Annotated in this window: 1 protein-coding gene; it reads left to right on the top strand. The window is 68.5% G+C overall.

Features of this window, described 5'->3' with window-relative positions; genetic code table 11:
• A partial coding sequence (locus EOC06_RS44270; RefSeq protein WP_245470323.1) for a cobaltochelatase subunit CobN occupies positions 1-1,671 on the top strand: 1,671 nt, incomplete at both ends.

Genomic DNA, 1,671 nt, shown 5'->3' with positions numbered 1-1,671 from the left:
GCCACCTTCGGCAACATCACCATCGCCCTCGCCCCGGATCGCGGCCGCTCCGCCGACCGCCGGGCCGACTACCACGACCCGACTTTACCCCCACGCCATGCGCTGATCGCCTTTGGCCTATGGCTGCGCAAGTCGCTCGGCGTCCACGCGCTGGTCCATGTCGGCGCGCATGGCACGCTGGAGTGGCTGCCGGGCAAGACCGTTGCGCTTTCGGAGAACTGCTTTCCCGAGATCGTCACCGGCGCCTTGCCCGTCGTCTATCCCTTCATCGTCTCCAACCCAGGCGAAGCGGCGCAAGCCAAGCGCCGCATCGCCGCCGTCACCCTTGGTCATCTGCCACCGCCGCTGACCGGCGCCGGGCTCGACGAAAATCAACACAAGCTCGAGCGGCTGGTCGATGAATATGCCCAGGCCGACGGACTCGACCGCCGCCGCCGAGACCGTCTGGCGAAACTGATCGTCGACACCGCGCAAAAGACCGGTCTCGCCACCGAAGCCGGTGTCGGGAAGACCGACGCCCCGGACGAAGCGCTGCGCCGCATCGACGCTTGGCTCTGCGACCTCAAGGATTTCGCCATCAAGGACGGGCTGCATATCTATGGCCGCGCGCCCGACGACGAGCCCGACGCCCTGCGCCGCCAAAGTGCCGAATGCGAGAAGACAGCGCTGTTCGCCGCGCTTGATGGCCGCCATGTCAAGGCCGGCCCGGCCGGCGCGCCCGCGCGGGGTCGCTCGGACGTTCTGCCCACCGGCCGCAACCTGTTCACCTCGGACCCACGCACCATGCCGACGCCGACCGCCTATGATCTGGGCAAGGCAGCGGCGGAGGAAGTGGTGCGCGGCTACATGCAGTCGCATGGCGACTGGCCGCGCTCGCTGGTCATCGACCTGTGGGGCTCGGCCTCACTGCGCACCGGCGGCGAGGAGATCGCGCAAGGATTGGCGCTGATGGGCTGCCGGCCGCAATGGGATTCGGCGACCGGCCGCATCACCGGCATCGAGGTATTGCCGTCGGCCACGCTCGGAAGGCCGCGCGTCGATGTCACCTGGCGCATTTCGGGCCTGTTCCGCGATATGTTCCCGACCCAGATCGCGCTGATCGATGCCGCCGCCAACGCGGTGGCCGCCCGCGACGAGGAGGACTCGGAAAACCCGCTCGCGGCCAAAACCCGTGCCGATGGCAAGCTCAGCCCGCGCATCTTCGGCACCTCGCCCGGCACCTATGGCGCCGGCGTCGAGGATATCTTGTCCTCCGGCAACTGGGCGGCGCGCGAAGAAATCGGCCGCGCCTATCTCGACGCCACATCGCACGCCTATGGCGGCGCAGAAGGCGAAGGCATCTCGGCGCCCGGCGCCTTCGAGGGCCGCATCGCCGAAGCCGATCTTCTCGTCCACACCGGCGACGACCCCGGTCGCGACATCCTCGAGGGCTCCGCCGACGTCGCCTTCATCGGTGGCTTTTCCGCGGCACTTGCGGCGCTCGGCAGAAATGCCGACGTCATCGTGCTCGACACCACGGACCCAAAGAAGCCGAAGCCGCGTTCGGTCAGCGAAGCCGTATCGCGGGTGGTGCGCGCCCGCGCCGTCAATCCTCGCTTCATTTCGGGACAGATGCGCCACGGCCCGCGTGGCGCCTCCGAATTTGCCGAAACCGTAGACCGCCTGGTCGGC

This window comes from Mesorhizobium sp. M7A.F.Ca.MR.362.00.0.0 (assembly GCF_004023175.1).
In the GTDB taxonomy this organism is placed as follows: domain Bacteria; phylum Pseudomonadota; class Alphaproteobacteria; order Rhizobiales; family Rhizobiaceae; genus Mesorhizobium.
This window is presented reverse-complemented; position numbering and strand designations above follow the sequence as displayed.